The sequence below is a fragment of the Enorma phocaeensis genome (genome assembly GCF_016901575.1).
Taxonomy (GTDB): Bacteria; Actinomycetota; Coriobacteriia; order Coriobacteriales; family Coriobacteriaceae; genus Limicola; species Limicola phocaeensis_A.
Map to the genome: position 1 here is coordinate 70,075 of NZ_JACJKQ010000003.1, position 26,998 is coordinate 97,072.

Genomic DNA, 26,998 nt, shown 5'->3' on the forward strand with positions numbered 1-26,998 from the left:
TGGCTATACTGAGTCGTGCCAATGCCAAACGAGAGCCGGAATACCGGGGCCGCCGCCCCATTCCAGACCAGACAGGAGCCGCCATGTCCACACGTGCACAGGAACGCGCAGCCCGTAAGCGCGCCACGGGACCCTGCCCCATCATGCGCTCCTGCGGCGGATGCGCCTGGCTTGGCATGCCCTATCACAAGCAGCTTGCGCGCAAGCAAGACGCCATGGCGGAGCTCTTTGGGGAGCTGTTTGGGCGCCTTGGCTGGCATGCCGGGATCGACCCCATCGTCGGCATGCGCATGCTCGAGGACGGCGCGCGCGAACGCCCCGGCTTCAACCCGCTCGCCGATGCCGTCGTCACGACGCAAGACGGCAAGCTTCCGGCGCCGCGCGGCTTTCGCCACAAGGCCGCCACGCCCTTTGCCCCCGGCCCGAAAGGCAGCCTGCGCTGCGGGTTTTTCGCCCGTGGGACCCACACCATCGTCGAGGCGCCCACGTGCGCGGTCGAGGCGCCTGGAGCGCGCGAGATCCTGCGTGGCGTCGCGCGGGCGGCGCAGTCGTGCGGCATTCCCGCCTATGCCGAAGACGTGCAGCGCGGCATGCTCCGCCACGCCATCGTACGCATGGGATGGCGAAGCGACGAGGCGATGCTCACCGTGGTGTCTGCACATCGCGACCTGCCGAGACTTGAAGCGTTTATCCAGGCGCTCTCGGAGCTCTCGCCCCGCCTGTCGTGCATCGCGCAAAACGTAAACCCGCGCCCCGGCAACGCCATCTTGGGCCCCGAGACGTCCATACGCGCCGGAAGCCCCCGCATGCGCGACCGACTCCTCGGCTGCACCTTCGAGATCTCCCCCACCGCCTTCTACCAAACGAATCCGCAGCAAACCGAAGTCCTCTATCAGCTTGCCATCGACGGCATGGACCTGCATGAGGGAGACGTGCTTCTGGACACATATTGCGGCAGCGGCACCATCGGCCTCGCCGCCGCGCAGCAAGCCCGCGAGCACGGCGTGGCGATACGGCTGGTCGGCGTGGAACGCAACGCGGCAGGCATCGATGATGCGCGCGAGAACGCCCTGGTGAACGACCTTTCCGACCAATCGTCCTTCATCGCCGAAGACGCGACGTCATTCATGCTGCGCGCCGCGAGCGAAGGCGCCCATGTCGACGTCTTGGCCATGGATCCGCCGCGGGCGGGCTCCACCCCCGAATTCATACGGGCGGCGGCGTCGGTCGCCCCCCGACGCATCGTCTACATCAGCTGCAACCCCGTCACGCAGGCGCGAGACCTAGAGGCGTTCGCCGAGGTCGGGTACCGCCTCAGCCGCCTCACGCCGGTCGACATGTTCCCCCACACCGACCACGTCGAGACCGTGGCGACCCTCGAGCGCCAGGACGCATGCACGCGGGCGCAACGTCTGTCACCACGTCGCATCTAGTGAGTACATCCAGGCGATGTAGACGCTTGGATAGTGGCCCAGCAGTATGCGCGCGGGGTCCACGTGGCGCGCGCAGGCGGCTATCGTCTCGGCCACGCCCCATGGGGTGAAGAGGTCGTCCACCGACCCGACATGCTCGGCGATGTCCTCGGTCACCGCGGCGACGGCGCGGGCGTCCTCGGGCTCGTAGGAGCTCGCCTTGCCCATGGCGTCCTCATACCAGGCGCACATCTTCTCGTAGCGCTGCTCAAATGAGGCGTCATCGAGGGCGGGCAGCACCAGATCGACGCCGTAGCGCCGATATCCCCACTCCTCAAGCGGAAGGTGGGGCATGAGGTCGGAGGGATTGATGATGTTGAAAATGCTGCCATAGCGCTCCGACGTCGCCTCGCGGGACGTGGTCGAGGCGGGCGCGGCGAACGTGTAGGCGGCGGCCGTATCGCCGGCACGAAGCAACGCCTCATCCGCTATTCCGTCAGCTTTCCCCTGCTCGGAGGCATCATCTTGCTCCGTCGCGGCAAGGTTGTCGAGAGCCGCGGCCGCCACCAGGTTCGCCACGGCACCCCCGCGGCTATGCCCGGTCGCCACCAGGCTCACCTCGTCGCCGCGGGCGTGGGCCTCATCGACCCATGTCTTGAGCTCGCCGATGATCTCGCCGGCCGCGTCGACGTAGCCGGGATGCCCCAGCGCGCGCCCGCTCGCATAGCACGACGGCGGCTCCTCTGTCGCAGAATCGTCCTGCGCCGATGCTTCCGCAGAGGAGCCGGCGCCCGCGCCGCTCAGAAGCGACAGGACGTCTGGGGACGACGCATCGCCTTGAGCCCCATCACCATCCGCGGCAGGAGAGGACGCCGGCGAGTCGTCGGCAGATGCCCCGCCGTCGGCTATGAGCTTGAAGTTGCTCAGCCACTCGGACCCGTAGCTGCCGCGAATCGATACGAGGATCACCGTACGCGTGCTCGCCGCCCCGCCCGTCGCGCCGGCTGCCTCAGAAGACTCGTCGATGCGCTTCGATGCTATGGCATAGGCGACCGTGTCCTCACGCTGCATCACCAGGTTGAGCACCTGGTCCATGATCTCGCTGCGATAGCGGTAGGACTCTGTCGAAACCCGGTCGAAGCCAAGGTCTGCAAGCGCGTCCTCCATATAGGCCGGCTGGGTCGACCCCTCCTGGTAGTAGCCAGATTCCGAATATGCCAGCGCCGAGAGCACGGAGCACGCGCGGGCAAGATCGTGGTTATATACCGTGGCGTCGCCCGCAAACCAGGCATCGTCCCACAGCACGTCTGCCGAGACCTCGCCCGACCCATCGGCATCGAGACAGGTATAGGTGATGTTTGACGTGAAACGGCCCGAAGGAGGCAGCGTGTCGCCATAGGCGGCGCCGGGGGACGAGACCCCGCCCATGCCCCGCCTGGTCTGCTCGTAGCGATACGCCAGCATGAACAGACAGGCGAGCACGACGACGAACACTACCACGAGCACGGCAAAGGGAATCCTGCGCAGGGCCAGGCGCGCCACATGGGCAGCCGACAGCATGTCTTCCGGTTGTCTCATGCAGATGCACCCCCAGCCCTCTATCGCTTGTTCTGCCAGCTTATCAAGCAGCCATGGACCACCTGTGAACGAGTCCTTACGTTTTTATAAGGTTGTACGAACGCTCGTGTCACGATATCGCGCTTCGGCATGGCGACATTGCGGCGGAACCATGCTGGGCGGCCGCTGTCGCAGAGCCGCTACACGCCCGCTGCAAGCTCATCGGAGGTGAGCTCGCGGCCAAGGGTGTAGTACACGTGCTCCCCCGCGCAGCGCTTGCAGTACACATGCCCGTCACGCTCCACGCCGCGGCCGTCATGCACGCGCTCGCCGCACACCTCGCAGACCTGCGTGGCCCGCGGACGACCAGGAAGATCGAGCTCGCGGAAGTCGGGCAGGTCGACCTCGTTCACGCAGAACAGCTCCGCATCGGAGTATCCCGCAAAAAACGCCAGCATCTCCTCTTTGTCATGCGGCGCCTTCGGCACGCCGGGGCGCTGCGTGATGCGAATCGCTCGACCGCTTGCCAAGTCGAGGAAGCTCGCCGCCATGATGCCGTAGTCGTACCATTTCAGGCGACGGCGCCCAAGGTGGCAGTGGGCGACCGAGATGACCGCATCGGCCAGGCAGCGGTCGCACTCGACAAACGCGACAAGGTCGCGATAGGCATCGGGGTCCTCGATATGGAAATACTCGAGCGCGACGCGAGCCATGCGCGTCCCGATGGCCTGCCCGGCACAGAGGTGCCCATGGAAGGCAACGGCGCGATCGAGGTCCTCTTCAAATGTCCGCTTCAGCATGGCGTTCCTTTCCTTTGCGCCGCCGGCGCGATCGTACCCGTTGTCCCTGCCGACGCCCGCTCGCGTCCGGCAGCGCGCCCTGCGGGCTACTCTGCAAACGACGCGACCCCCGATGCCGTCAGAGAGGCCAAAAGCGTCTCGCGGCTTCGATTCATCACAAGCTCCTCGGGGAAATGCACCTCGTCCAAAAGGGCCTGGGCATGCGGGAACTTGCCGATGGCAGGCGCGATGTGCGCGTCGCTCGAGACACAGATGCCCACGCCCAGCTCTGCGCAGCGCACGGCTATCTCGCGGCACGCGCGGCGATGTCGCCCGGCGCTCTCGAGGCTGTGATTGTTGATCTCGATGAGCTTGCCGAGTTCCTTGGCGCACCCAAGCACCTCGTCAAGATCGTAGGGAATCCCCGAACGCCCCGTGTGGCCAAGCACGAAGACCTTGGGGTTTTGCAGCACCCGCACATACATCTCGGTGGTCTGCCGAATGGACGCCCCCTCGGTGAACTCCCCGTTATGGACGCTCGCCACCAGGTAGTCGAGCGACTCGACCACGCGGTCGTAGAGCGTCCGCTCGCATAGAAACCGTTTTCCCACAATGCTCTCTGAGCAATGGATGTCCTGGCCGAAGAGGCCGCCGGAAAGCGACACGATATCAGCCTCGGCGCCGCGCAGCAGGGTCACCCCGTCCCATTCCCTGGGCCAGACGCCCTGGTTGTAGAAGAACTGGAAGTTGCGGATATCCTGCTCAGGAAAGAGCATGGAGCTGAAATGGTCCGCCGACCCCAAAAGCGTGAGGCCGGCAGCGCGCGCCGCCGCGACATTCTCCGCAATGGTCGAATAGGCGTGACGCGAAAACAGCGTGTGGGTGTGGATGTCGGTCGCGATGGTGTAGGACATGGCGCCTCCTTGGTCGTATGGCCGATATGATACGTGAGTTGTCCCACACCTGCCAGACGACGTCCCTCCCTACGCCGGCAGCGCTCCATAATCCCGGGCAAGCTTCTTCCATGCCGGCAAAGAGCGCTCGATGACCTCGTAGGCGACGCAATATCCGATACGCACCCAGCCGCGCACGCCGAAGCTGTCGGACGGAACCGGCAAGAGCTCGTAGGCGCGGGCGCGCTCACAAAACGCCTCGGCGTCGTCTTCGAGCGCCCTCACCCACAGGTAAAAGGCGCCGTCGGGCTCCACATAGGTATAGCCGTACGAGGCGAGCGCCTGGGTGAGGGCGTCGCGGTTGCGCGCATAGGCGGCAACGTCGGAGGGTTCGTCGACGCAGTCGACGACAACGCGCTGGAACAAGGCGGGGGCGCACACAAAGCCGAGGGCGCGGGCGGCGCCGGCGACCGCCGCCATGACGCGGCGGGCGCCCTCGCTCACCTGGGGCACGAGCACCCAGCCCACGCGCTCGCCAGGAAGCGACAGCGACTTGCTATAGGAATAGCACACCACCGTATGCTCATAGAGAGCGGGCACCCATGGGACCTCGGCACCATAGGCGATCTCACGATAGGGTTCGTCAGATATGAGCACGATGGGCTGCGCATGTCCCAGCGCCTCCTCGCGGCGGGCGTTCTCGCGCTCGAGCACGGCGGCAAGGGCCTCGAGATTCGAACGTGTATACACCGCACCGGTGGGGTTGTTCGGAGAATCGATGATGACGGCCGCCGTCTTCTCGGTAAGAGCTGCCTCCACCGCCGCGGGATCGATCTGGAAGGTCTCCTGGTCCGCCAACACCTCTACCACCGAGGCGCCCGCGGTCTCGATCCACACGCGATACTCGGGGAAATAAGGGGCGATCACCACGACCTCTTCGCCGGGAGACACCACCGCATGCAGCGCGCACGACACCGAAGCCGCAGCTCCCACCGTCATAAAGACGTCTGCGGCGCTGTAGGCGCAACCAAAGCGGCGATTGAGCGAGTCGGCGACCGCTTGACGCGCCTCGGGAAGACCGGGCGCCGGGGTATAGCCGTGCAGCTGCTCGGGAGGAAGGGCGAGGGAGCGCTCGATGGAGGCGCGGACCGCAGGCGGCGCCGGCACGCTCGGGTTGCCCAGGCTGAAGTCGAAGACCTTGTCCTCGCCGATAAGCGCCTTGCGCTCGTTGGCATAGCTGAAGATCTCGCGAATCTTAGAGCTCTCGGCCCCGTAGCCATACATCGTCTCGTTGAGCATGCTCTCCCCCTCGCCAAGCGTTGGTGCACCTGCAGCCGGCGCGCGAGCGCGCGACGCCGGCCCCAGCATCATACGGCAGCAGGACCGCTCCCCGAACACGCGGCGGGCGAATTTCCCAACCCGCAACGACCGAGGGGCGCGCCCTCAGGACACGCCCCTCGCATCTACCGTTGATATGCAGCCGTCATCAGAGGCGATCCCAAGCGATCAGGAGTCGTCCTCCTCGGCGGCCACCGCCTCCGCCGCGTAACGAGCCGCGTCGGCGGCGATCTCCTCGTCGCTCATGCGCGGCTTGCGGGAAGCCTTCGCGGCGCCGTCGCTCGCACCCGATCCGGAGGCGTCGTCGCCCTGCTCGCGAGCAAGGTACTCGTCCCACGTGTTGTCGAGCAACGCCTCGACGGCGTCGCCCTCGACCGTCTCACGCTCGAGCAGGACCTCGGCCATCAGCTGCAGCTGGTCGCGACGCTCCTCGAGAATGGCCTCGGCGCGGCGGTGCGCCTCCCGCATGATGCGCTGGACCTCGGCGTCGATGCGGCGCGCCGTCTCCTCGGAGTAGTCCTGATGGTCGGCATAGTCTCGACCCAAGAACACCTGGTGCTGCGCCTCGCCGAACACCATGGTGCCCAGCTCCTCGCTCATGCCCAGGCGGGTGACCATCTCGCGGGCCATCTTGGTGGCTCGCTCGAGGTCGTTCGAAGCGCCCGAGGTGATGTCCGAGCACATGAGCTCCTCGGCCACGCGGCCTCCCAGAAACACCGCGAGCTCGTCGAGCATCTCGTTTTTGGTCTTGAGGAAATGGTCCTCGGTGGGCAGCTGCATGGTGTAGCCGAGCGCCTGGCCGCGGCTCACGATCGAAATCTTGTGGACCGGGTCGGAATGCTCGAGCACGTGCCCCACCAGGGCGTGGCCGCTCTCGTGGAAGGCGATCGTGGTGCGCTCCTGCTGCGTCATGACGCGGCTCTTGCGCTGCGGGCCGGCAATGACGCGCTCCATGGACTCCTCGACCTCGGACATCGAGATGAGCGACTTCTTGCGACGCGCGGCAAGGAGCGCCGCCTCGTTCATGAGGTTGGCCAGGTCGGCGCCGGTGAATCCAACGGTGAGCTGAGCGAGCTTGTCAAACTTCACGTCGTCGTCGAGCGGCTTGTTGCGACCGTGGACCCTCAGGATCTGCTCGCGGCCAGCCACGTCGGGGCGGTCCACCGTGATCTGACGGTCAAAGCGGCCCGGACGAAGCAGCGCGGGATCCAAGATGTCGGGGCGGTTCGTGGCGGCGATGAGGATCACGCTCTCGGTCTCCTCAAAGCCGTCCATCTCGACCAGCAGCTGGTTCAGGGTCTGCTCGCGCTCGTCGTGCCCGCCGCCGAGACCTGCGCCGCGCTGGCGACCCACCGCATCGATCTCGTCGATGAAGATGATGGACGGGGCCTGTGCCTTGGCCTCCTTAAACAGGTCGCGCACGCGAGAAGCGCCCACGCCCACGAACATCTCCACGAAGTCCGAGCCCGAGATGGAGAAGAACGGCACGCCGGCCTCGCCGGCGACGGCCTTGGCAAGCAGCGTCTTGCCCGTACCCGGAGGCCCTACCAGCAGCACGCCGCGCGGGATCTTGGCGCCCAGCTTGCGGTAGCGCTCGGGCGACGCCAGGAAGTCGCGCACCTCTTCGAGCTCTTCGACCGCCTCGTCGATGCCCGCCACGTCCTTGAACTTGACCTTGGGGCGGGTGGCCTCGTTGGTCTTGGCGTTGGTCTTACCAAACTGCATGGTCTTGCTGTTGGCACCCATCATCTGGCGCATGAAGTAGAACATGAGCACGATGAGCAGAAGGGTGGGAACGACGCTGATGAGGAAGTCGCTCCAGAAGTTGGGATTGCGCGTATCCACCTCATAGGTGGTCTCGGGATGGTCGGCCATAAGCTCGGCCAAGGCATCAGAGCCCACATAGGTGGAGCTGAAGCGCACCAGCTCGTCGCGGTTCGAGGTGTCGGCGTCTTCAGGCCAGTAGGCGCCCGAAACCGAGCCGTTCGCGACCGTGTAGGTCAGCGTATCCACCCGGTCGTCCTCGATGGCGGCAACCATCTGGTTGGTCGGGATATCCTGCACCTGCTCGCCGCCGCCGAACCCGTTGCCCATGTTGAAGAACAGGTATCCCAGCAGCACGCAGGCCAGCAGGAAATAAAGCCAGGTGGCGCGCGACGGCGGACGGCGCGGGTCGCGGCCGCCCAGGCCTCCCTTGCCGCCCATCAGCATGTCATCGAAGCTTCCGAACAGCGGGTCGTCGGATCGGCGCGAAGAGCCGTCGCGGCCCTTGCCCTCGCGGGAGCCGCCGTCCGGATCCGACCCGTCGTCCTTACGCGAGCCGTCGCCCTCGGCAAGAAGGGCGACGGCATCAAAATCGTCGTGTGTGGAAAACGTCATGCTACGAATAAACCTCCGGTTTGAGAATGCCCACGTAGGGCAGGTTGCGGTAACGCTCGGCGAAGTCCAGGCCATAGCCCACCACAAAGGCATCTGGGCAGTGTGTACCCACATACTTGGGGTCGATTGCGGCCTGCTTGCCCTCGATGTCCTTCCATAGGAACGTCGCAACCTCGAGCGAGGCGGGATGACGGCTGGAAAGGTTCTTCATGAGATACTTGAGGGTGAGGCCAGAGTCGAGAATATCCTCGACAATCAGCACGTCGCGGCCCTTGATATCCATGTCGAGGTCCTTGACGATACGCACGATGCCCGAGCTCTTGGCCTTGTCGCCATAGCTCGAGACGGCCATGAAGTCGATCGACAGCGGCGTCTTGATGGCGCGCATGAGGTCGCCCATGAAGACGACCGCACCGCGCAGCACGGCAATAAGCACCAGGTCCTTGCCCTGGTAGTCCTGGGTGATCTGATCGCCCAAGCGCTGCACGATCGCGGCGATCTCCTCCTCAGAGAACAAGACGGTTTCGACGTCAGGATGCACGGTGCTCATGTGTGCCCTTTCTGTTGCGAGAGACGGTTCGACGCCCCGGCCGCACAACCAGGGCCATGCCCCTGGTCGACGTTGGTCAAGGTGTATCCGTAATATAGTACCAGCCTCGACGCGGTTTCGGCAGATGAGCGCAGGTAGTAGGCTTTTCACATGCCGCTTGGACCGAGCTATATCACCCGAAGCGTGAGCTTGATGAGCACCCGGGTGGAGGCGGTGCACTTAAAGCGGTCGTCGAGCCTCAGACCGCCCAGCCACACCACCGCGCCGCCCGGCGCCGTGCGCACGACGGGAACGAGGAGGCGCTCCGCCACCGGAACCTGCTCCTCACCCAGAATGTCGGACACTTTCTTAGACCTGCCGTGCATGCCGAGGGGACACATGATGTCGCCGGGAGCCGGAGCATCCACCCAAAGCCTCGCCGTGCGGGCCTCCGCGGGAAGAACTCCTCCCGCCTCCTTGAGGCGCACGAGGTCCGCCTCGGCATACCCAAGCGCTGCGGCGTCCACAAAGGCCACCTCGATGTGAGACGGGCCGCGCGTCTCCGCGGCGCCCTGGGCGCGCCCGTCCTCACCCGTTGAGGACGGGTCGAGCACCCGGGCGGCACGGGCCTCGTCGCGCGCGAGCGCCGCGGCGTCGGTTCCCGCCGGAACGCGCAGGAGCTCTGCCGAGAGCGTCGCCTCGTTGGCGAGCGGCATGCGACCGGGGACAGAAAGCCATCCTGCGACGAGGCGCTCGCGGGCGTCCGACGTTCGCAGCGAGAGCGCCCCGAACTCCATGCGTGCGTCGATGCCGCCCGGCAAGGTGAGCGAGCCCGCGCCGGCGGCGACGCAAGCGAGAACTGCCTCGACATGACGCATCTCCAGGCGGGCTTCGGGATCGAGGGCCTTCACCGCCAGGCGTACCATGCGCCGCGCGATGGCGACCTCCGAAGCGGCAAGGCGCGCCCCGTCGAGCACCATCAGCCCGTCCTGTCGGCGGCGCGTGCAGGTGCGCAGCGCGCGGGCGGCGAGCTGAGACATGAATGCGTCCTCATCACCCAGAATGTCGCAGGTCGCTCCGATGATGCGGGGCAGGTTCTCGTTGCGCTGACGCGCCACGGGAAGCACGCGATGACGTACGAAGTTGCGCAGGTAGGCCGTATCCTTGTTGGACTCATCCTCGCGCCAGGCGATTCCCGCCACCTCGAGGCGATGGCAAAGCTCCTCATGGGTGAAATCAAGCAGCGGGCGCACGATGATGTTGCGGCGGCGCGGGATGCTCGAAAGGCCGGCTGGACCGGACCCCTTGATGGCATTCATAAAGAAGGTCTCGGCGCGGTCGCTCGCCGTGTGCGCCGTGACGATGCGGGCGGCCGTACGGGGGCAGCCCGCCTCCTCACACAGCTCGCGCACGTAGCGGCGGGCGGCGGCATAGCGCACATCACGTGCCACAGCCTCGAGGTTCTGCCCGCCTAGGTCGCTGAACGAGGCATGTTCGACGCAGAGCGGCAGCCCGTAGCGCTCGCAAAGCTCGCGCACGAAGGCCTCGTCGGCGTCGGACGCGTCGCCGCGCAGATGATGGTTGACGTGCAACACATGCAGGCGCTCGCGGGCGATACGCGCAGGGCCTCGCCCGTCTTCGAGGTCAAGCGCAGACGTGCACGCCAGCACGGTGAGCGCCGTCGAGTCCGCGCCGCCCGATACCATGAGCACCACGGGCGCTGCAGGCAGGTCATTCGAGCCCTTGGTGCGACGTGTCGCCAAAGACCGGCTCTGGATATAATGCTGTGCCACCGTTGGCATACGCGCCTCCTTTATCTAGCCACATTGTATCCTGCGGAGGTTTCACCATGACCCAAGCACCCGCCAAGCCTCGGCCGGCAGCACGCCAAGCATGCCTGCATCTGCATATTCTGGGCAGCGGGTCCAAGGGAAACTGCTCGCTTATCGAAGGCCCGGGGGGCCTCATCATGATCGACGACGGCTTTTCCCGCCGCGAAACGCTCTCTCGGATGCATGAGCTTGGATTGGACGAGAACCAGGTACGCGCGCTCATGCTCACCCACGAGCATAGCGACCACATCGGCGGGGTGGCGGTGTGGTGCCGCCGCTTCGATGGGAATCTCTTCGCCAGCGCCGGCACGGCAGCATCCAGAAAAGCCATCTGCGACCTTCTGTTTCAGGAGTTCATGCCGGGCGACGCCTTCGAGGTCGCGGGCATACGCATCGAGACCTTTCCGACCTCTCACGACGTCGTGAACCCCGTGGGCTTTCGCTTCTCATGCGGAGAGGACGCCATCGGCTTCGCCACCGACACCGGATGCCTGCCTCCGGGAGCCCTCCGGCTTCTGCGTGACGCGCGCATCTTGGCGCTGGAGAGCAACCACGATGTCCCGATGCTGAGGACCGGGGATTATCCGCGCGCCCTGCAAGACCGCATCATGAGCGAGCGCGGGCACCTCTCAAATGCCCAGGCAGCGGAGGCGGCGCGCGAGCTGGTGACCGAGCGCACGCAAGAACTTGTCGCCATGCACATCTCCCAAGAAAACAACCGGCCGAGCCTCGCCGTGCGGTCGTTTGCCGAGGCGCTTGGCGCCACGCTCGACAACGAGCTGGGGTCTTCGGCTACCCTGGCCAGGAAGGCGCATCCCGACCTTCATATCCGCGCCGCCGGACAGAATCGCCCCATCAGCGTGTGGTAGGGCAACCGTGAGCATGAGCCGTCGCGCGAGTGCGCGAGGCTGACAAGGCCGACCCACGTCGACCGATACACACGGCAACGGCCCCGCCGAGAAGCCTCGTCGGGGCCGTTTCATAGGGGTCTGCGCCGTCGGGACGTATAAGCTGCTGCACTTGCCGCCCCTTCAATCAACGCTGCACCTAGTCGATAGAAATCTTGGTGACGTTGTTCTTCTCCTGGATCTTAGGCACGGTAACGGTCAGAATGCCGTCGGCATAGCGGGCAGAGAGGCCCTGGCTCGCCGCGTCCTTCAGATACACGCCGCGGGTCGCGCTGTAGGCGGTGAACTCCTTCTGCAGATAGTTCTTGCCCTTGTCCTCCTCCTTCTCCTCGACCTTGACGGCAATGGAGAGACGGCCCTCGTTGAGCTCGACGTCGATGTCGTCCTTGTTCACGCCGGTGAGATATGCCTTGATCTCATAGCCGTCGCCGGTGTCCTCGACATCGATGGGGAACGCCTTGGCGAGCGGCGCGTTCGCAAAGTCCATCATGTCATCGAAGGCATCAAACAGGCTCGAGGTGGGACGGAGACCAAAAACCGAACGATACGGAATCATGCTTGCCATAATCAACCACTCCTTTTGTGGATTGCCCCAGCGTTGCTTTGGCCCGCTGGGGACTTCTTTGGACACTCCTGTTATTCCCGGCATCCTTGGTTTCATTCATGGCATATCAAATTTTTTAAGCGTCACACTATCATCAAACTTAAGTCTTTAAGACTTAGATTTGATGAACCTGCTTTTTTGGTTGATGGCGGGGACGCTGTCTCTCTACTCGAGGCACCCAACTACAATGAGGGGGTACTGAACCGTTTCTGTCAAAGGATGCTATGGATACCCAAGCGAGGACAGAACGTGCGCCGCGAGGCGGACAGATGGACGGTCACGCGCACCTAGAGAACGCGCCCGCCCCAGACCGAGCGGCACAAGCGCGGCCGGCGGCGAATGCCTATCCCGCGCGCGACAACGCTCCGCGTAGAAGCAACCCCCTGCCGCAGGACCTCCAACAGGACGTTCCCCAGAACGCCGCTGCAGCGCGCAGCCCCTACCGTCATCACGCGGCCCATATCACGCAAGACCCCATCACCGACGACGGCATCTCCTACGTCAGCGAGCCAGGCCCTGCCATGCGCGGCGCCACAAGAGGCCAGGCATCCGGCAGACGCCACATGGGGACCGCGACCTCCGATCCGCAGTATCTTCCACCGGTTGATGGCCGGACGCGCCGAGCACCGGATGCGGCTCAGACGCCGGGACAGCGACAGACCGATCGGCGTTCTCAACTTCACTACGAACGCTACCTCGAGACGCCGAAACCTGGAAAAACGATCTTCACCTCTCGCTACGAGCGCTCGCGCAGGCGCAGCATGCGCGCCGTGATCGTCGTGCTGCTGCTCGCCGTCATCATCGCGTTGGTTTGGTTCTTCTTCCTTCGCTAGCAAAGAACATAGAGCCCACGACCCCCTGAGAGCAGCCATGACAGACGCATCTTCGCCCTACATCTATGCCGACAACGCGGCGACCACGCCCCTCTCCCATGCGGCGCTCGACGCCATGATGCCTTTCCTTACCGAGACGTTCGGAAACCCGAGCGGCATCCATCGCATCGCCCGCGAGGCCGCCGTGGCGCTCGACAAGGCGCGGGCATCCGTCGCGGGCCACCTCGGCGCCGCTCCGGACGAGGTGTATTTCACCAGCGGAGGATCCGAATCAGACAACTGGGTGCTTCGAGGCGCCGTCGCACGCTGGCGTCAACGCTACGGGATGCAGGCGCCGACTCGCATCGTGACCTCCCAGATTGAACACCATGCCATCCTGCATTGCTGTCGCGCGCTCGAGCGCGTCGGCGTCGAAGTCATCTATCTCCCCGTAGACACCGAGGGACGCGTATCCGCGGCCGACCTCGAGGCGGCGCTCGATGAGGCGCGCTCGGCCGATCGCTCCCAAGGCCTCGAGATGCCCCCCGCCTCGCTCGTTTCCATCATGCTCGCCAATAACGAAGTAGGCACCATCCAGGACATCCCCGCCCTCTCCGCGGTCGCCCAGGCGCATGGCGTGCTTTTCCATACCGATGCCGTACAGGCGGTGGGACATATTCCCGTCGACGTGCGACGTCTCGGCGTCGACGCGCTGTCGCTTTCCGGCCACAAGTTTCATGGACCACGTGGCACGGGCGCGCTCGTGCTGCGGCGAGACATTTCGCTTCCACCCCTTATCGAAGGCGGGGCCCAGGAGCGCGGCGAGCGCGCGGGAACCGAAAACGTCGCCGGCATCGTGGGCCTCGCCGCCGCACTCGACGAGGCATGTTCCTCCCTCGAAGAACGCGGCGCCGAGGTGGCCGCCCTGCGAGACCGCCTCATGGACCGCATCGTGGCCGAAGTTCCCGATATGCGCATCACCGGCGCCCGCGATGCCCGCCTCCCAGGCATCGCCTCCTTCATCTGCCATGACGTCGATGGCGAGCTGCTCGTGGTGCTTCTTGACCGGGCCGGCGTGGCGGCGGCGACGGGCTCGGCCTGCTCCACCGGATCCACCGACCCATCCCACGTCATCGCCGCGCTTGGCGTGACGGATCCCTCTTGGAGCCATGGCGCGCTCCGCCTGTCGCTTGCCGACGACGTGACCAACACAGACGTCGATGTTCTCTGTGAGCGCGTTCCGGCTGCCATCCGGCGCGCGCGCGTCATGAGCGCCATGGGCTAGCGGGCAGCAGGCCCAGCGAGCACCATCGGGATCGAAGCGTGCCGAAGTGCCCACCGGCACACGAAGGTCCTCCGTCTCGTCGCTGGCCGCTCCCCCGACAATCTCTCGCCCCCTGCCGCACACGTGGCCAGGCGTTCTCCTGATATGAAAAACGGGCGCCCCTGAGGACGCCCGCCCGAGTCGTTCGATCATGGCACCGCTGCGCGGTGCCTTGCCATGGCGCGCTTACGAAAGCAGCACGCGGCCGTCAGCCTCGATCTTGTCCATGAGCGCGTCGGCCTCGGCGGCATCGGCACCCTTGGCAAAGATGTAGAGCTTGATCTTGGGCTCGGTGCCGGAAGGACGCACGATGGCCTTGTTGCCGCCCTCGAGGTCGAACTCGATGACGTTCGCCTTCGGCAGACCGTTCACGCCCTCGCCGTAGTCCACGACGGCCTCGACCTTGGAACCAGCGATCTCGGTCGGAGCCTCGGCGCGCAGGCCTGCCATGATGCCAGCCATCTTCGCGGCGCCGTCGGCACCCGGATAGCTGAGGGAGATCGTCTTGTTGTGATAGTAGCCGTACTTCTCATACAGGTCGCGCATGGCTTGGACGAGATTCTTGCCCTCGAGCTTGTAGTACTGCGCCATCTGGCAGATGAGCATGGAGGCGTTCACGGCGTCCTTGTCACGCACATGGTCGCCCGAGAGGTAGCCGTAGCTCTCCTCGAAACCGAAGATGAAGCGGTCGACCTCGCCGGCGTCCGAGAGGCTCGTGATGATGTCGCCGATGTATTTGAAGCCGGTGAGGCAACGGCGCATCTCGAAGCCATACTCGGCAGCGAGCGCATCCACCATGGCGGAGGAAACGATGGTGGTCACGGCAACCTTGCGGGAGAGGTCCTCGCCGCGGGCGGCGCGCATCTTGCAGATGTAGTCGAGCAGCAGGACGCCCATCTCGTTGCCGGTGAGCAGCGTGTAGTCATCGCCGTCCTGGCAAGCCACACCCACACGGTCGGCGTCAGGGTCGGTTGCAAGCAGCAGGTCGGGCTGAACCTCCTGGCACAGGTCGATACCCTTCTGCATGGCCTCGCGGATCTCGGGGTTGGGATACGGGCAGGTGGGGAAGTTTCCGTCGGGATCCTTCTGCTCGGGCACGATGGTGATGTCGGTGATGCCCACCTTGTTGAGCACGGTGGTCACCGGGATGAGGCCCGTGCCGTTGAGCGGGGTGTAGACGAGCTTGAGCGGAGCCTCGGCGACCTGCTCGTCGGTGAGGCAGCTCACCGATTTGTCGACGACGGCATCGTAGTATGCCTCAAGGCAGTCGTCGGCGATCCACTCGATCTTGCCCTGCTCGACAGCCTCGTCGAAGTCCATGGTCTTGATGCCGTTCCACATGTCGACGCCTGCGATGGCGGCAGAGATGGCGTCGGCGACCTCGGATGCGATCTGGCACCCGTCGGGACCATAGGCCTTGTAGCCGTTGTACTGCGCGGGGTTATGCGAAGCGGTCACGCACACGCCGCCAGAGCAACCCAGATAGCGCACGGCCCACGAAAGGGTGGGGACCGGCGAGATCTTGGGATACAGCTTGGCGGTCACGCCGTTGGCGGCAAAGATGGCTGCGGCGGTCTTCACGAAGAGCTCGCCGTTGTTGCGGCTGTCGCGCGCAATGGCGACCGTGGGGTTCTCGAAGTTCTTGACCAGGTACTCAGCGAAGCCCTGAGTGGCACGACCGACGGTATAGATGTTCATGCGGTTGGTACCGGCGCCCAGCGTGCCGCGCAGGCCAGCCGTTCCAAACTCGAGGTCCTGGAAGAACGCGTCGGTGATGGCGTCCTCGTTGCCGGACTCCTTCATACCTTTGAGCTCTGCCAAGAGCTCTTCATCCTTGACATTGGCAAGCCACGCATCAAGAAGCTCATGTACGTCGACCATTTGGGGTGCCTTCCTTTCGAGCCACAACAAATCTGCCCTGCTGCCCGTGCGCAGCAGAGGCGGCGAGCGCGAGGCGCTCACTCGAAATGATACGGCAAGTATCGACAGGCGAACTCGATTTACCGGCGAGCGTATCGTATTGCAGGGCGGCAGGTTGGGCATGGTCGCCCGGGAGCGCCGACGCACATGGGGCCCGGCCACATTGGGCGGGCGGGCACCAGATATGAAAAAACCTCGCCGGGGCGAGGTTGAAAGTTCGTGGTGGAGGTTAGGGGGATCGAACCCCTGACCTCAGGCTTGCAAAGCCCGCGCTCTCCCAGCTGAGCTAAACCCCCACTGTAGTAATAAACACCCCAGCGGCGACTCGGCTCTCGCTGGGGTGTTTATTGCGAAAGGAATGGTGGACCTGACAAGATTCGAACTTGTGACCTCCCGGTTATCAGCCGGACGCTCTAACCAACTGAGCTACAGGTCCATCGCGCTCACAAATAATAGCCCACAACATTCCGACGCGTCAACAACTTTTTTCAGATTCTTTTGCATCAGTTTGAACAATCCTCTCTTGCACCCGAATCGAGCATCGGAGCCCTCCCCGCCCCTGGCCACGAGACCGAGGTCCACAGGAGCTGCCCGTCGGAACGGCGGCGGGAGCCGCGTCGAGCCATCGTCCGAGCGCGGGCGCTTGCCCGTCAGCCAGGCTGCACGGCGTGTCGCAACGTTGCGCGCGTGTCTTTTTCTCGATTATTCATGCAGCGAGAACCTCTTGTGAACCGGAATGTTGGACAGCTGATGGCCCCCTATACCTGCGGCAACAACAGCACGTTAGGTTTTAGGAAGGACTGTGAAAGATTTGGGAGAGAATAGGTGTCCAAATCGTTAGATGACCGGGCATACGCTCGCCTTCCACCGAGTGATGGGAGGAAGGGTATGGGTATCCGCAACCATCTCAGCAACGTCTACCGTGCATGTAGGCAGGCCGTTCGCGATGGACCGTGGAAGCGTGGTCTCGGAGAACGCGAAAGTCGGACGATACCGAGGAGGACGCGACGCCTTCTCGGAGCGCTCGTGGGCGGGGCGACCGTGCTTGGCGTGACACTGCCCCTCATCTGGAGCGCCTACGCGGCACCCGGCACCGCCGTCATCGAGCAGGTTGCCGAAAACGAGTTCGAGCCCCTGGGATACGAGGCGTCTATCGACTTTACCGACATACAGGTCGTCGATGGCTTCCAGACCGTATCGGACATCGGCGTCTACTACGACCACCGCGGCGCAGGAGACCCGGGTGTGGGCGAGACCATCGATCCCGACGACCTCTACGGGCAGGTGAGGGGAAGCGCCGGATGGGCGCTCGACGGGACCGACGACAGCCTTAAAGGGCGAGCCGCGCTTCGCTATACGGGCGGCACCTACGGCAATGACGAATACGACGCCATCGTCACCTTTGAGGACTGGCACGTGCTCGAGCCCGTCGATGGATGGGAAAGCCACTGGAGCTACGAGTTCCACGAGATCTTCCAGCCTGGCGTCTACATCTCCCAGGCATACAAGGCGCAATCGGACAAGGACGCCGGCTACCAAAACTTCAACATCTACACCGTAGGATTGGACGAGCTACAGGTTTCCGTCGAATTCGTCTATGCCGACACCTCGACGCCATTCCCAGCCAAAGGGCACATGACCTGCATAGATCTCGATACGTCGCAAGCCTTTACCTTTGGCGGCGCCGTCACCGGCGGACGCATCGTGGCTGAAAACGACCATCTGTCGCTCGAGCGTGACGACACCTATGTGCAGAGCTCTACCGACCCGCTGTCGGTCGACTTCAGGAACTCCCCGGATGAGTATAAGAACGGCCTTGTTGAGGTGTTCTATGACACCACGGAGGAGTCAGGACAGCTCGGCCAGCCAATCGAGCTGTATTTCTACCCTGCATGGCACGGAGACCGTGGAGACACCCAGGCCTTCTTCGCCATGACAAGCGACTTTCTGACGCTCCCCAACCCCAACGAGAATCCCTCTGGCCAGACCGACATCACCAAGACGGCGGACAAAACGTCAGGCGTCTCCGTCGGCGACGAAGTGGAGTACACCGTTGACTATCAGGCTCATGAGCAAGGCGTGAACTGCCGACTGGGCTATCGGTACACAGCGCTCGACATCATCGACGTTCTTCCGGCCGAGATGCGCTATGTCGACGGCACCGGCCGTCTGCTCGATGAAGACGGCAACGACATCACCGAGCAGGCAGGCGTGGTGGTTTACGAGGGCGACAACGAACGGCCGGTAGAAAACACCGTACGGTTCGAGTTCAACCGCGAGTACCTCACATCCATGCCCATGTCCGGCGAGCACTATCGTTTCATCTTCTCGGCAGAGCTGACCGAGTATCCCGCCGATGGCTCGCTGTACGTTAGAAACAGCTCATATGCCCTCATCAACAACGCGGGGCGCGTGCCTTCGAACAACGTGGACACAGAGCTCCTCGAGCCAGTGTTCTCGGTCGATAAGACCGCTGACACCTATGAGTACGAGGTGGGCGACATCGTGAGCTACACCGTCGTCTATAAGCAGACGGTGGCAAACGCCCAGTCGCGCAACACCATCGTTTCTGACAACCTGCCCGAATATCTCGAGCTCATCTCCGACAGCGTGGTCGCAACGGGCGTCAAAGACCTTCCCGCAGTCGAGGTCAACGGCAACGAATGGTCGCTCGACTTTGACAAGTTCAACTATGGAGACGAGCTGGTGGTCACCTATCAGGCGCGCGTTCGCCAGTCTGGCGTGGGCAAGGAGGTCATCAATAACGCCGGCATCCACGCAAACAACGCTGCGGACGCAGACGACCCCGAAGAGATCTATGTCAACACGGCAAATCTCGAAGTGACGAAAGACGTCGACCGCTACGAAGGATATGTGGGCGCAAGCGACCGCGACCCAGGCTTTTTCGAGTACACGGTGCGCGTGTCCAATACTCAAGAGGGAACGGTGGCAAACGGGGTCGTGATCACCGACGACAGCTTGCCCGAGGGCATGAAGCTTGGCCGCAACGATGACGGCTCGCTCATGATCGAAAGCTTCACCGAAAACGACTCAGAGGTCGCTATGACCTGGATTGGAGACCGCGCCGAAGGCACGCTCTCGGACATTCAATATCGCATAGGCGACGACGACCACACGCATGACCAATACACGACGATCACGCCGCAGTGGAATCTCGACCCCGCGGGAACAGGATGGCGGCTCTCCGTCGACCACCTTGCCTTCGGGACCGAGATCGTCGTCGTGTATCGCGCGTATCCCGAAGATTCGGTATCGGGCTGGGAAATCATAAACAAGGCCGACGTCGAGGCGGACAACAGCCTGCCCGACGACGACACGGCAAAGGTATGGGTCAACCAGCCGCATCTCGCCGTCGATAAGAAGGCAAGCAATGATTCGTTTACGGTAAACGACGAGATCCTTTATCACGTAGCGGTAACCAACGAGACGCCGGGGACCTTCGGTCGAAACCTCATCATCTCCGACCTCGCCCACACAGAAGGCGTCGAGCTGCTTCGAGACACCATCAGGGTCTATGACAGCCGCGGCGAGGACATCACCGAGAGCTGCACCGTGACCTTCAAACACGCCCCACAGGGCGGCGAGACCTTCATTGTCGAGACGCACCGAAACATCGTTTCCAGCTCGGACACCTATCCTGTTTGGGAGGATGGCGCCACGACCGACCACGAAGGCGCCAATCCGCTTGGCGAGGAGGGCGAAACCGAGATCACCGTCGAGTACCGCGTCAAGATCAACGATGCCGACCTCGCCGGCCAGACGGTTGACAACACGGCGCTCGCCGTGACCGACGAGCCCCATACCGAAACCACCGATGATGAGGTCGTCGACGTCAAGGGGCCGCGGCTGGCGGTGGAGAAAGCCTCTGATAAGGACGTCTACCAGGTCGGCGAGATCGCCCATTACTCCCTCACGGTCACGCAGACACGCGAGGATGTGGTCGCGCAGAACGTCGTCATAAAAGACCAGATGGATGACGCGGGGATCGGGCATATCGTCGAAGGATCGATTCAGGCGATCGGCCCCGATGACGAGGTCGTCGACGCCGAACCCGTCTACATCACCGATGAGGAGACGGGGGACGTCATCGGCTTCGAGCTTGTCACGAACACCGACCTGCCCGACGAGGGGACCATCACGGTGACCTATGACGTCGAGACGAAAGTCGCGGGAACCATATTGGGCAACAAGGTCCAGGCGTCGGCGGACAATGCGCTCGACGGCGTCGACGACCACGAGGTCCGCATCGTGGACCCCTATGCCGAGGTCACCCTCACCAAGACCGTCGACGATGAACAGAAGCGCGTGGGGGATACCGCGACCTACACGGTCACCGCAAGCGTTGCAGACCATCCCGCCGCCAATGTGGTGATATGCGATCAGAGCCTGCCCGAAGGCATGCCGGTCGACCTGCGCGGCATCGTGGTTGAAATCGATGGCGTGCGCGTCGACGACCTGACCATTGATGTCGAGGACAACGGCTTTGCCGTCCACCTGGGCGACCTCGAAGCCGGATCGGTCGCGACACTGACCTACACGGCACAGGTTCGCGACGAGGGCCTGCAGGGGCAGTCAGTGGTAAACACCGCAGTCCTCACGTCCGACACGCTTGAAGATCCCCTGCGCGCCGATGCCTATGTAACCATACCCCTCGACGAGCCGGATATCTCGCTGCACAAATCCGTCGATAGGGACACGATACCGGTAGGAGACACGGTTACCTACACCATAGAGGCAGCAGTTGCAGAAGAAGCCGGCGAGGTGTTGAACGTCACCATAGGCGACGCAAGCCTCCCTGACGCCATGCACATCGATATGGCAAGCATACGCGCCTGGCTTGGAGACCACGAGATCACGCCCGTACCAGCCGACATTCAAAACAACACCTTCTCCATCGACTTTGGCGACTTGAGGCCGAAAGAGTCGATACGCATCACCTACAGGGCGACCGCCCAAGACGACGAGCTCGCGGGAACACAGGTCACCAACATAGCAACGCTCGCCAGCGAAAGCCTGGACGAGCCCCTGACCTCAGAGGCAGTGGTAAACATCGTGGGCGAAGACGAAAGCACGATCGATAAGAAGGCCTCGGTGGAAACGGCGCAGGTTGGCGATAAGGTCGCCTACGCCATCACGGCACATGCCGGTCGAGATCTTTCTGATGCGACCGTGTCCGACAGCGGTCTCCCCGAAGGGCTCGCCATCGATGATGCATCCCTGGAGGTTCGCGTCAACGACGAGATGCGCGACGCCGAGGTAACCATGGATGGAAACGGATTCGTCGTTTCGCTGGGCGACCTTGCGGCTGGCGACGAGGTGCTCATCACATACATCGCCACCGTCGAGGAGACCATCGAGGTGACGAGGGCTGAGAACACCGCGACCCTCGAGAGTCCCGACCTGCCCGAGCCTCTCGAGGCAACGGAAATCGTTGAGATCCCCGAGCCCGACGAGCCGGCCGGACCAGAGCCCGAGCCTGATCCCGATGACCCCGAGCCAGACGACCCAGATGAGCCGGAGCCGAGTGACCCGGATGACAACGAACCCGGGGACACGACGCCCGAAGATCCCGAGCCTGACAAACCGGACGACACCGACCCCGGCCAGGAAACGCCCTCGCCGTCGGACAATCAGACGAAAGGCCCTGATGAGGAGAAGAACCTTGGAAAGACCGGTGATATGACCATGGGCGTCCTGCCTATCGTCGGGGGCATCTGCGCCCTCGCGGGAGCCGGCGGCCTCGTCGGCTATCGCAAGCTTCGCCAGCATGACGAACGCGACGGATGGGGCATCCATCACACCTCATAATCGTTGCCCGCAACCATAGGGGCGCCGCCGCACGCATGAGGCATGCAGGGCGGCGCTCCTCTCATTGAACCCTTCGAGGAGGCAGGCCATGTCCAGGCCTATCGTGAGTCGCCGCTCCCTTTGCCTTCTGGCCCCGCTGGCCGTCATATCTGCGGCGTTTGGTTGGCTCGCCGCCCCCTACCTGCAAGGCGAGGCAGAATACGCGCGCCTGCGCAAGCTGGCAGATTCTCCTGCAACACATCGCGACGCCGCGCTTCCCACCGCCTCCGCACACGATGCCCCGCCATCAGACCCCCTGATGCAGCGCACCGTGGATTGGAGCGCTTTGAGAGACATCAATCCCGACGTTATTGGATGGATATACGTTCCCAACACGCCTATCGACTATCCCGTCGTCCAAGCGCCGCCAGACGACCCAGAGCGGTATCTTCACACCACCTTTGAGGGAGCTGTCTCCTATCCCAACAACCAAGGAACGATTTATCTAGATGCGGGAAATGCCGTGCCGGGCTTTTCTAGCGAGGCGCCGCTCATATATGGACATCAGCAACTCAACGGATCCATGCTGTCGGCGTTTAGCGAAAACCACCTGCAAGGCGTCATGGATGAGCACGCAGATGTCTACCTTTACGATCCGACGCACGCACGCCATATCGAACTGTTCGCCGCAAATGCGGTCGACGCCTCGGAAGAAACCGTGAGGACGTCGTTTTCATCCCAACAGGAGCTGAGGTCTTGGATCGACGAGAAGCTCGCAGCGTCCGAAGTGGTGCGATACGACCCAGGCCCCATCGATCAGCTCTGGACCTTCTGCACCTGCAGCTACGGCCTCTGGCAAAACCAGCGGACGCTTTCTTACGGCTGCGTCATCGACGAGCTTGATTACATGATGACCGACGAGCTGCCCGTCTGAGAGGGGGCATCATCCGGCGTCGAACCAATCACGCCGACCACATAAGCGGCGCCAAACCCAAGCGCCACGGCAAGAGCGGCGCCGATGATATATACAAGCCAGTGCTTCTTGATGAACGAAAACACAGCGCCCTCCAAATCATCTCGGACTTATCGTATGCTACCAGCTTTTTGGCCCGCATCGCAGCCCGCACGGCTCTTCCCATCGCGTCAACACGTCATTTTCCGGTAAAACCGGGTACACATGAGAGATGCAACCCATCGAGCGTAGAAAGGATTCTCATGAACAGGCAGCTTACCCTCTACCATATGCCATCGTGCCCCTATTGCCTCAAGGTGCGCCGTTATATGGAAGCGCATGACATGGAGATTCCTCTGCGCGACATCACCGCAGACCCCGCAGCCCGCGACCAACTCAAGCGCGTCGGAGGAAAGGTCCAGGTCCCATGCCTCTTTATCGATGGAACCCCGCTCTATGAATCCGACGACATCATCACCTATCTCTCGACCCATGTTGCGAGCTAGGCTCCATCGTCTTCCCTCGATCGTCCTTCACACAGAACGCTCGTCGCGCATGCGGCATGCCAGCAGAACCTCATCGGTCATACGCGCAACGTCGCAGCACAGCGTGTCGCCATACAAAAAGCCCGCCCCGGCTTGCTTCGCTCCCCACACCAAGGGATGCGCAAACAAGGGGGGCGGGCGCTCTCTATGAGCAGCTGGACCGTTACGACCTGCGAATGACCTCAGTCACCACGTCGGCAACCAAGTCGACGTTTTCGGGGTTCACGTTGTACGGAAGGTCCGCTTCGCTGTGCGAGCAGGCGAAGTTGGGCCCATCGATGCCGGCGATGGTGAGCGAACGCAGGCTCATGCTCATGGCAGCATACGCATCGGTGGTCTCATAAGGCATCTCGACGGCGGCAAACTCGTTATGGAATGCCGCGGACACCTTACGCACCAGGTTGGTGATACGCTTGTCTCCCTTAAGCACGCGCTCCTCGCCCTCGGTAGACACCATGGCGAGCTGGCCCGCGCCCACGCATTCGAGGTTGATGAGGAACACGCCGCGCAGCTTGTCACGATGCGTGGACAAAAACGCCTTCATGCCTGCATTGTCGTACTCGGAGGCACCGGTCGCCACAAACCAGATGTCATGTCCAAGGAGCTCGTCATCACCCATAGATGTGATCGCGTCGCGGAGCTCACGCTCGGTCACGCCCTCGACACCCGTGGCGCCGCCCTTCCAGTCATCGCTTTCAAAGTTATCCCACGAACCGATATCGCCTCCGGTGCGCTTCGCATCGAAGCTTTCATCGACCCCAAGCCAGTCGCTCATGCTGGATTCATCCTGCTTCTTGCGGCGGAACAGGCCTCCACGCGAGCGCGCGGGGCGAGCAGACTCGTTTCCGCTCGGAGCCGAGATGGTCTCAAAGGGAGATTCCTCGGGCTCAGAGACAGGTGCATCGTCGACAGACGGCGGCGTAGGCACGCGGCGCTCCGCAGGAACCTCTGACACGAAGGGGTCGACGGGCGCCGAAGACGGATCGGGAAGGTCGAACAGCGATGCACGGCTGGACACCGGCGTCTGGTTGAGCGAGGGACGGGCAGGGTCGGGAACCGTCGAGAACGCCGGACGCGTAGGCCGCGGCGCGGGACGACGGTTTGCATTGATCTCGGCCATGAGGGAGTCGATGGTCTCCTCCTCGCTGGCCGCCGCAGGTCCCTGCGAAGCCTCCGGCCTCGCAGGGGAGCTGGATGGGGTAGACACCAATGTAGAAGTGGCCGACGGGGCGCCTGCGGGAGGCATCACGAAGAGCTGGGTGTCGCCATAGACGTCCACCACCTCTGCCTGCTCTGCCTGGGGCTCCTTGGGAGATGCAGGAGACTCCTCGGCAACCGGAGAGGACGAGGCGCCCTCATCATCTAGGTCTTCATCAAATACCGACGCGACCTCAGCGTCGGCGGCCCCATCGTCTTCGGGGGAGTCGACGTCGTCCTCAACAATCGAGAAGCCGGTCTGCGTAGCACCGTCATGGGTGGAAAGCGGCTGGAAGACGGCAGTCGCCTCCATCGTAGGCGCATCGGTCTCGTCAACCGGCTCGTCCTCGAGCTCATCGCCATCAAGCGCCTCGATGCCATCCTGATCGACAGCATCCTCTTCGGAGTACTCCTCGTCGTATTCATCGACGGATCCGTCCTCCTCAAAGGCGTCAAGCTCTTCGCCGCCCTCATAGGTCTCGTCGTGGCCCTCGGTCATCTCGACATCTTCAGGAGCGATATCCTCATAGGGCTCCTCCTCGGAAGCTCCTGTGAGGTTACGAGCTGTAGACTCGATCTTTTCGACCGCATCCTTACCAAACTGCAGTGCGTTGCCAAAGAAATGCGCCGCACCCTCACGGATGCTCGACAGGGCGTCAGCGATGCCGGAGCGCGCAGGCGTCACCTGCTGGATGGGCTGATGGCGCACGGGCGGGCGATAGGGAATCTCCGGGCGCGGACGGCGAGGCGCGGGCTCATCGTAGGAATCAACGACCTCTTCGGTCTCGATGCGCTCAGGAGCTTCATCCTCGATTGCAGAGAACACGCCGGTCTTGTCGGCATCAAAATCATCCTGACCGACTTCCTCGACAACCTCAGGGGCCTCTTCCGGCTGAGGCGCCGCGGGCGCGGGCGCCGGGGCGACCGGCGGCTCCGGCTCGATGTATTCAAGCACCGTCGAGTCGGGAACCATGCCGAGCGCATGGATGGCGTCGGCGCCGAAGCGGTAGTTGCCAGCCGCGTTCACCGGGCCCGCATCCTGAGGCTCGGGCGCCTCGGCCACGACGACCTCGTCAGCCGCGGGCTCAGCATCCCCATCAGCCGACGCTTCGACGGATTCATCGAATGCAGCTTCGAGCTCCTCAACCTGCTCCGCGTCGCCGTCCTCTTCGCCCTCATCAAACAGCGAGGGCGGCATCTGCATGGCAACGGTCGATCCGAGCTGGTCGGCCGCAGGAGCCGGCGCAGCGGCCGACTCGAGGGCGCCCTCGGTAGCAGGCTCCTCAAGCTGCTCGGGCTCTTCGAGCGCCTCCTCATCAAAGCCGGGCGCCTCGGCGGGCTCTTCATCAAGATAGTCGCTGTAGTCGGGATTCGCCGCCTGCTGTGCCGCGGCGAGCTGTTCGGCAGCAATCCGCTGCTGTTCCGCGTAGTACTCCTCGAACGGCGTGTCCTCGGGGAACTCCTCGCCGCGCTCAAAGGGAGCGACGGCATCCATGACGCCGAGCATCGACGCCACCGAGGACTTGTTGCACACCGAACCAGATGTATACGGCAGCATGAATCGGTTCAAAAAGACCGCGACGGCGTTGGCAAGCGGGACGAGCGCGACCACGATCGCAACGATCCACAGGATCGTCTTCGCAGCATCGGGCAGCGGCAGCACACGCACCACCGCGACGATCGCCGGCACGAGCATGGCGATCGGAAGCAGCTTGGAGATCACGGGACGATACGACGCATAGGGCATGCGGGAGAAGATGTCGGCGCGGGGGGAGTCATAGTGGGCGACGACGACGACGGGGCGGTTGCGCGGGGACGCCAGCGGACCCGAAGCCTTGTGGTAGGCGATTACATTTTGGGAAAGCCCGCCTGCACCGAAGCTGGAGAGAACGGGACGTCCCGTGCGCTCCATGGTGTACAGCACGGCGGCGGCGATAGCCAGCAAGAGCCCCACGACTCCCACGGCACCGCCCACACCCATGAGAACGGCACCCAAAAACGCCACCACGCCCAGACCGGCAAGGACGATCTTGCGCGACCCAGACGCGCTGAACTCCTGAAGCTCCGGGGCAAAACCATGGTTTGCAAAGATGCGGGCCAGATCCTCAGCCGCTGAGCGCTCCTCCTCGCTGCATGCCGGCGTAATCCCCGTGTTCTGGAGAAGATGGTTGAGGTATTTCTGCGTTGTGGCCATCTGCGCTCCGTATCC

18 protein-coding genes and 2 tRNA genes are annotated in these 26,998 nt (G+C 63.4%); 7 read left to right on the forward strand and 13 right to left on the reverse strand.

Going from position 1 to position 26,998, the window contains the following annotated elements:
- The first annotated feature begins 83 nt into the window (after positions 1-83).
- On the forward strand, positions 84-1,433 hold the full coding sequence (rlmD, locus tag H6A15_RS03480) for a 23S rRNA (uracil(1939)-C(5))-methyltransferase RlmD (RefSeq protein ID WP_204672317.1): 1,350 nt from the start codon (positions 84-86) through the stop codon (positions 1,431-1,433).
- Here the strand turns inward: rlmD and H6A15_RS03485 are convergent.
- From H6A15_RS03485 to tilS, 7 genes are all read right to left on the reverse strand, one after another.
- Positions 1,416-2,990 (reverse strand): lipase family protein, encoded by a 1,575-nt coding sequence (locus H6A15_RS03485; RefSeq protein ID WP_204672318.1) that lies wholly within the window; start codon positions 2,988-2,990, stop codon positions 1,416-1,418. The genes rlmD and H6A15_RS03485 overlap by 18 nt on opposite strands.
- Before the next feature lie 179 nt (positions 2,991-3,169).
- Positions 3,170-3,769, reverse strand: a complete 600-nt coding sequence (locus H6A15_RS03490; protein WP_204672319.1) for an FmdE family protein — start codon at positions 3,767-3,769, stop codon at positions 3,170-3,172.
- Between the two features lie 86 nt (positions 3,770-3,855).
- Positions 3,856-4,662 (reverse strand): phosphatase, encoded by an 807-nt coding sequence (locus H6A15_RS03495; protein WP_204672320.1) that lies wholly within the window; start codon positions 4,660-4,662, stop codon positions 3,856-3,858.
- Positions 4,663-4,731: 69 nt separating this feature from the next.
- Positions 4,732-5,940: a pyridoxal phosphate-dependent aminotransferase gene (locus H6A15_RS03500; RefSeq protein WP_204672321.1), complete on the reverse strand. Its 1,209-nt coding sequence runs from the start codon at positions 5,938-5,940 to the stop codon at positions 4,732-4,734.
- 207 nt (positions 5,941-6,147) lie between these two features.
- Positions 6,148-8,190, reverse strand: coding sequence for an ATP-dependent zinc metalloprotease FtsH (gene ftsH, locus H6A15_RS03505; RefSeq protein WP_204672438.1), 2,043 nt, complete (start codon positions 8,188-8,190; stop codon positions 6,148-6,150).
- A gap of 169 nt (positions 8,191-8,359) precedes the next feature.
- Positions 8,360-8,908: a hypoxanthine phosphoribosyltransferase gene (gene hpt, locus H6A15_RS03510; protein WP_204672322.1), complete on the reverse strand. Its 549-nt coding sequence runs from the start codon at positions 8,906-8,908 to the stop codon at positions 8,360-8,362.
- Positions 8,909-9,075: 167 nt separating this feature from the next.
- Complete coding sequence (gene tilS, locus H6A15_RS03515) at positions 9,076-10,689, reverse strand: tRNA lysidine(34) synthetase TilS (RefSeq protein WP_204672323.1); 1,614 nt, start codon at positions 10,687-10,689, stop codon at positions 9,076-9,078.
- Between the two features lie 47 nt (positions 10,690-10,736).
- Between tilS and H6A15_RS03520 the strand changes: the two genes are divergently transcribed.
- The gene (locus H6A15_RS03520; RefSeq protein WP_204672324.1) at positions 10,737-11,588 is read left to right on the forward strand and encodes an MBL fold metallo-hydrolase; all 852 of its coding nucleotides are present in this window, start codon (positions 10,737-10,739) and stop codon (positions 11,586-11,588) included.
- Between the two features lie 178 nt (positions 11,589-11,766).
- On the opposite strand, the gene H6A15_RS03525 is transcribed toward H6A15_RS03520, so the two are convergent.
- Entirely contained in the window at positions 11,767-12,192 is a 426-nt protein-coding gene (locus tag H6A15_RS03525) for an Hsp20/alpha crystallin family protein (protein ID WP_204672325.1), read from the reverse strand.
- A 308-nt stretch (positions 12,193-12,500) separates the two neighbouring features.
- On the opposite strand from H6A15_RS03525, the gene H6A15_RS03530 reads away from it, so the two are divergent.
- Entirely contained in the window at positions 12,501-13,064 is a 564-nt protein-coding gene (locus H6A15_RS03530; RefSeq protein WP_239462323.1) for a hypothetical protein, read from the forward strand.
- Between the two features lie 37 nt (positions 13,065-13,101).
- Entirely contained in the window at positions 13,102-14,328 is a 1,227-nt protein-coding gene (locus H6A15_RS03535; RefSeq protein WP_204672326.1) for a cysteine desulfurase family protein, read from the forward strand.
- A 225-nt stretch (positions 14,329-14,553) separates the two neighbouring features.
- Here H6A15_RS03535 and H6A15_RS03540 read toward each other — a convergent pair whose 3' ends face one another.
- From H6A15_RS03540 to H6A15_RS03550, 3 genes are all read right to left on the reverse strand, one after another.
- Positions 14,554-16,248 carry a phospho-sugar mutase gene (locus tag H6A15_RS03540; protein WP_204672327.1) on the reverse strand — a complete coding sequence of 565 codons (1,695 nt, stop codon included), beginning with the start codon at positions 16,246-16,248 and terminating at the stop codon, positions 14,554-14,556.
- A 259-nt stretch (positions 16,249-16,507) separates the two neighbouring features.
- Positions 16,508-16,583 (reverse strand) — tRNA-Ala (locus H6A15_RS03545).
- A 63-nt stretch (positions 16,584-16,646) separates the two neighbouring features.
- Positions 16,647-16,723: transfer RNA gene (locus H6A15_RS03550), tRNA-Ile, on the reverse strand.
- A gap of 590 nt (positions 16,724-17,313) precedes the next feature.
- Between H6A15_RS03550 and H6A15_RS03555 the strand changes: the two genes are divergently transcribed.
- Positions 17,314-22,116: an isopeptide-forming domain-containing fimbrial protein gene (locus H6A15_RS03555; protein WP_204672328.1), complete on the forward strand. Its 4,803-nt coding sequence runs from the start codon at positions 17,314-17,316 to the stop codon at positions 22,114-22,116.
- A gap of 88 nt (positions 22,117-22,204) precedes the next feature.
- Entirely contained in the window at positions 22,205-23,029 is an 825-nt protein-coding gene (locus H6A15_RS03560) for a class B sortase (RefSeq protein WP_204672329.1), read from the forward strand.
- On the opposite strand, the gene H6A15_RS03565 is transcribed toward H6A15_RS03560, so the two are convergent.
- Positions 22,999-23,154, reverse strand: a complete 156-nt coding sequence (locus H6A15_RS03565) for a hypothetical protein (RefSeq protein WP_204672330.1) — start codon at positions 23,152-23,154, stop codon at positions 22,999-23,001. The two genes, H6A15_RS03560 and H6A15_RS03565, sit on opposite strands and share 31 nt — an antisense overlap.
- 156 nt (positions 23,155-23,310) lie before the next feature.
- Here H6A15_RS03565 and H6A15_RS03570 point away from each other — a divergent pair, with 156 nt between their 5' ends.
- Entirely contained in the window at positions 23,311-23,553 is a 243-nt protein-coding gene (locus tag H6A15_RS03570; protein WP_204672331.1) for a glutaredoxin family protein, read from the forward strand.
- Positions 23,554-23,755: 202 nt separating this feature from the next.
- Here H6A15_RS03570 and H6A15_RS03575 read toward each other — a convergent pair whose 3' ends face one another.
- Positions 23,756-26,983 (reverse strand): M28 family peptidase, encoded by a 3,228-nt coding sequence (locus tag H6A15_RS03575; protein ID WP_204672332.1) that lies wholly within the window; start codon positions 26,981-26,983, stop codon positions 23,756-23,758.
- Between the last annotated feature and the right edge of the window lie 15 nt (positions 26,984-26,998).